This is a genomic window from Planktothrix sp. FACHB-1355, assembly GCF_014748295.1.
In the GTDB taxonomy this organism is placed as follows: domain Bacteria; phylum Cyanobacteriota; class Cyanobacteriia; order Cyanobacteriales; family Aerosakkonemataceae; genus Aerosakkonema; species Aerosakkonema funiforme_A.
The window spans coordinates 1-5,192 of record NZ_JACJUP010000419.1; the positions used below are offsets into that span (position 1 = coordinate 1).

Consider the following 5,192-nt stretch of genomic DNA (forward strand, 5'->3'; position numbering starts at 1 on the left):
CGCCCCGAAATGCAGTAGAACCCTTTTTGATTTTAAATTTTCGATTTTAGATACTGCATTAAGAGAATGGGAGTCGGTAGAATGTTTCATCCCCCATTCGCCATTTAAGTCTAGTTCGCATTCATACCAGCAATTAGGATGAAAACCCGTATCGCCAATGCCACTTTTAACTGATTCTGGAGCGAAAGGTACTTGAATGGTGTGTGTCCATTCGGAAATATCGCTCGGTTGAGTATATTTGCCGTCATCGTCAAATGTAAATTTCCACGAGCCGTTGAGACAAATCCAATGCGATCGCTGCAATTGCGGTCGAGGATAAGCTCTTTCGCCTTGATAAAAATCAGAGCTTCTACCGCCCTTGCTTGGCCCGTTATAACAATTTTCCAGCCACTTGCCTAAAGAGTACATACAGTCATCTACCAAAGGTTATATATCTAGACTACCCACAAGTAGCAAACTATTAACTCTTAGTTGTAATTTTTCTTAAGAAAACTTTAAAACTTGACTTGGCTTCGATTTGCCCGAACTGGAGTTTTAACTAATAGTTGAGTCTGCTTACTGTAGCATCCTCTTTAAAATCCTCTACTGGCGACTAAAAATCCGGCAATAACAAAAAATCCCGCTGCAAACCAGTCAGTTATAACACAATCGTGACCTGGAAAGCGACTGGATTCGATCGAAATTTACACCCAATCTATCGAATGTTTATGAATATGGAATTTAAACCTATTAAACCGGAATTACGGATCGAATTGCCATTCTTAGAGCAAAGTATAATAATCTTGACTCCTGCCACAATTAAGCTTTCAATTGCTTAGAAAGAGGGGTTAGGGGCTAGGGAAGAGGGAAAGGGGGAAAAGGGGAAAAGGGAAAAAGGGGGAAAGGGAAAAGGAAATAGGGAACAAATTTATTCTCCCACTCCCCCTAGCCCCGACGCCCTAGCCCCTAGCCCCTAACCCCTAACCCCTTTTCTTGGAAATAGCGATCGATCGCATTCTCCAACGACGGCAACAACACCCCCCGTTCGCTGCCAAGAACGCTGTAGGTCGGACGGGGTGCCAGCAGACTGAGCGCTTGTATCGGTCGAGCTTCAATCTGCGCGACATCGAAACCGGCTTGCTTGGCAGCTAAACGTGCCAAATCTGCCCAAGAAATCTCACTTGGGTTGGCCAGATGCCACAAACCGAACTCACCGTCAATCAATAGGTCGAGACTGGCATTGACAAGATCCGGAACATATGTAGGAGAGACGATCGCATCCGCCGCCGCCACGAAAGGCTGTCCCGATGCCAGCGTGCGTAGCACCACCGTGAGAAAATTGTACTCATCCCACGGCCCAAAGAACGCACTGGTACGCACAACCAGCGAAGAGGGATGCACTTTGAGAACTCGCACTTCTGCTTCTGCTTTACTGCGACCGTACACATTCAGGGGTGCAACCGCATTGCTTTCTACATAAGGTGCGCCACGAGTACCATCAAATACAAGATCCGATGAAAAGGTCAGCAGCCCTACTCCCCTTTTTGCACAAGCATCAGCCAGAATAGCAGGGCCGATCGCATTTTCTCGCAGACAGGCATTCTCTTCCCGTTCCGCATCATCCACGCGAACGTACCCAGCCGCATTGATGACCGCCCAAGGCTGCAATTCGGTCATAGCTCGATCGACAGCTACAGGATCGGCAATGTCCATCTGCTGACGGCACAGCAAGTGATAAGGAATACCGCGAATCTCGCAAATCCTGGCAAATGCTTGCCCCAGCGTTCCCTTAGCTCCCACAATCACAAGAGAGCGGGGGATCTCTTGAGCGGGGGAAAATTTTGACTTTTGACTATTCTCCCCATCTCCACAGCATCTTAAAACAGGTGGATAAAGCAAGCGATGGGGACGATGCCACCATCCCGGCACATCGAGGACAGGGTGGTCGTAGGTTCCCGATCTCGCCAACTCGCGCAGCATCCGGGCTAGGGCGGTGGGGCGCGGTTTGGACACTTCTCCTGAGTCGCCGCAATGCGAACGCAAATCGAATACGCCCGACTCGTAACGACCGACAGACCTAGTTACCAAACTATCCCAGTCATACGACCCCAGCAGCGACCAAGCGGTGATGGCACGCACGTCCACCCCTTCGGAACGCAAACAGACAGCCGCATCCCAAACCTCTTTGACCCAGCGCAACTGCTCCTCGCGAGTACAACCGTGGTGTACCTCAGTGACAGCAATGGGCAACTTGTAGCGTTCCCAAACTTCTTCAATCAGTATGTAGGGCCCCGCTATCCCTTCAGCGCAAACCCTGACCGCTTCTACATCTGCGTATTGGTGTCGTCCATTTCTGCCATGAGTCCAATGGGGATATAATTCTAGGCGTTCGTCGAGGAAGCGATCGCTCGTTAAATAGTGGTTCATGCCGATCGTATCCGGCGGACAGGAATTTTCCAGAAACCACTCCAGTTCGACTTCTGGAATCCCAGTCCAACGCAAATATTCCCACATGGGATGGTCGCGGTTAACTCGACCGCACAGCAAATCGAAACTCAGCCACCGACGCTCATTTTCAAACTCTGCTTGATACGCCATCAACGGCGTACTGAAAACCTTACACAAATCTTCTGTTTGGATCAGTTGTGCGCCAGGATTGACTTGGCGAATCGCCTGCATCGATAAGATAATGGCGCGGCATTGCGTTAACAAGGCACGAACGAAAGTGAGATTATCTCGACCGTGAGGATACCAGTGACCGTACAATCCGCTAAAACGCGCTGTCGTCAGAGGTTCGTTGACTGGTGTGTAGCGCTCCACCCAAGGGTAACGCTCGGCAACTGCGCGTGCAAACTCAGCAAGTCCGGAGGCAAAAGTGCGATCGACCAAGCTGGTATGATAAGGGCCACTACCGTGATGAACCAAGCCCACAATGGGACTAATACCGAGTGCTTGCAAACGACCCAATCGTTCATCTGCCCAAGACCAATCCGCATTTTCCAGCCCCGCAGGAGCAATCAGCTCCCACAATACCGGGTAGCGGAGACTACGCACTCCCAGTTCTGCAAATAAATCGAGGTCATCTAAGCGTGTTTTGTGACCGTTGCGCTCTAGTTGGTTGAAATATTCATTCCCCACCCGATTGACGGTACACTCGACCCCCGCCCACATCTCCAACTTTGAGCTTTGAGCCTTGAACTTTGAGTTTTGAATTAATTCAGAATTATTAACTGAAAATTCCTTATTCAATGCCGCTCTTACCATTCCGCACTCCTCATTAACTCGCTTGAAAAGGTGTTAGGAGTTAGTTGGAAATTGTGATATCATGTCCGGTTGCATCGGTAGCGGAAAAATTTGCGCTTACATCGGTGTTCATCTGTTTTCATCTGTGGTTAAAATTTAACCACCGATCCAGTGCAGACAATCCTCAACATCATTCATGTACTACCAATGCAACGACGAGACATGATATGAGATATATTTCTCTCCCATCACCATCGATCGCTTACGCATAACTTAAGCGATCGGGGGGCTATAAACCAAGTTGACTCGTAGATTTTTAGCAGTTACCTACTATTTATGAGCCAAACCGGGTTTCTTTCCCTAACCCATTTACTGATAAGAATGACAGCTACTTAGCGACCTTTCCATTACCGTTTGTCGTTATAGCTTTAGTCTCTAAACCATTATCGGTAATTTTCTTGGGAGAGCCATCTTGTATGTATCGGTCTCTACGTTCTAGTTCTAATGACTCCAAAACGATTGGGTTTTCCAGTAGCTTCGTGCCGATTTGTTTGAAGATTGTCAGAGCTTGAGCTACACATTGATCCATGTTGTAATACTTATAAGTTGCCAACCGCCCGACAAAATGTACTCCTGGTATCGCATCAGCCAATTCTTTGTATTTCTTGTAAAGTTCGTTGTTTTCAGGACGGGGTACTGGGTAGTAAGGATCTCCCTCAGCTTGGGGAAACTCATAAACAATGCTAGTTTTAAGATGTTCCTGTCCGGTCAGGTATTTGAATTCCGTGCAGCGCGTATATAAATGCTCGTTGGGGTAGTTAACAACTGGTGCTGGTTGATGTACGCCTTTGTTGAGCGTTTCGTGCTTGAAGTCTAGGGAACGGTAGGGTAATTTACCATAGCGATAATCGAAAAAAGCATCGATCGGCCCAGTATAAATCATCTCGCGATAGGGGATGACGTTCGCAATCTCCCGATAATCTGTGTTCAGCATGATTTTGATGTTCGGATCGGACAGCATCTTCTCGAACATCCGAGTGTACCCATGCAATGGCATTGCCTGATAAGTATCGGTAAAATATCGATCGTCGCGGTTAGTGCGCGTGGGTACGCGAGCTGTGACTGACTTATCGAGTTCGGATGGGTCGATACCCCATTGCTTGCGGGTGTAGTTACGGAAAAATTTCTCGTAAAGTTCTCTTCCTACTTTGCTGACAACCACATCCTCGCTGGTGCGGATGTATTGTTTTTTCTCTGCCACCGAGGCAAAGAATTCCTCTAATTGAAATGAAGTAAGATTCAGTCCGTAAAGCTTATTGATAGTGTCGAGGTTGATTGGCATTGGCACAAGTTGACCGTCTACGCTCGCACGTACCCGGTGTTCGTAGGGACGCCATTCGGTAAAATTTGATAAATACTCGAAGACTTCGCGTGAGTTGGTGTGAAAGATGTGAGGGCCATATTTATGTACCAAAAGCCCTGCGTCGTCGTAGTGGTCGTAAGCGTTTCCCCCAATGTGGTTGCGCTTATCAACAATCAGAACCTTTTTTCCTAACTGACTGGCAAGCCTTTCTGCCAGAACACTGCCAGCGAAACCCGCTCCTACAATTAAATAATCGAACATCTTCAAAAACCTCGCTATTTTTGGCCAAATCGCGCAGGAAGTTTATTCCTCACTTAGTCAGTCAGGAATAAACTGCCGCATCACAACAGGAAAAAGTGAATTTTTCGTAATTGGTAATCGGTAATAATATTAAGCCTTGTGAAAAATACCGATTACTTATTGAGCATTTACTCTCTGAGAGTAAATGATTACCTGCGTTGTTCTACTGCTGTATTTTGGGATTGTTTAACAGCAGTATTAATGGAAGAATTTTCTGTCACGTTCGCAGTGCTTATTGTTTCTTCGATCAACTGCATCATGCGTCCCCAAGTAGAATCCCAAGAAGTTTGAGATAAAAATGTATCTA

At 47.1% G+C, this 5,192-nt stretch carries 2 protein-coding genes and 1 pseudogene; all 3 read right to left on the minus strand.

All coding sequences use genetic code 11. The features are described from left to right. Nucleotides 1-408 (minus strand): annotated as a pseudogene (locus H6S82_RS17350) (hypothetical protein); the annotation flags it as partial. 537 nt (nucleotides 409-945) lie between these two features. Beyond that, on the minus strand, nucleotides 946-3,243 hold the full coding sequence (locus H6S82_RS17355) for a family 1 glycosylhydrolase (protein ID WP_190466881.1): 2,298 nt from the start codon (nucleotides 3,241-3,243) through the stop codon (nucleotides 946-948). Between the two features lie 367 nt (nucleotides 3,244-3,610). Continuing rightward, nucleotides 3,611-4,846 carry a UDP-galactopyranose mutase gene (gene glf / locus H6S82_RS17360; RefSeq protein WP_190466878.1) on the minus strand — a complete coding sequence of 412 codons (1,236 nt, stop codon included), beginning with the start codon at nucleotides 4,844-4,846 and terminating at the stop codon, nucleotides 3,611-3,613. Nucleotides 4,847-5,192: the final 346 nt, after the last annotated feature.

What these genes read in the sequence shown, in the direction of transcription:
- H6S82_RS17355 (WP_190466881.1), bottom strand. Translation starts at nt 3,243, where the DNA reads ATGGTAAGAGCGGCATTGAATAAGGAATTTTCAGTTAATAATTCTGAA.
- glf (WP_190466878.1), bottom strand. Translation starts at nt 4,846, where the DNA reads ATGTTCGATTATTTAATTGTAGGAGCGGGTTTCGCTGGCAGTGTTCTG.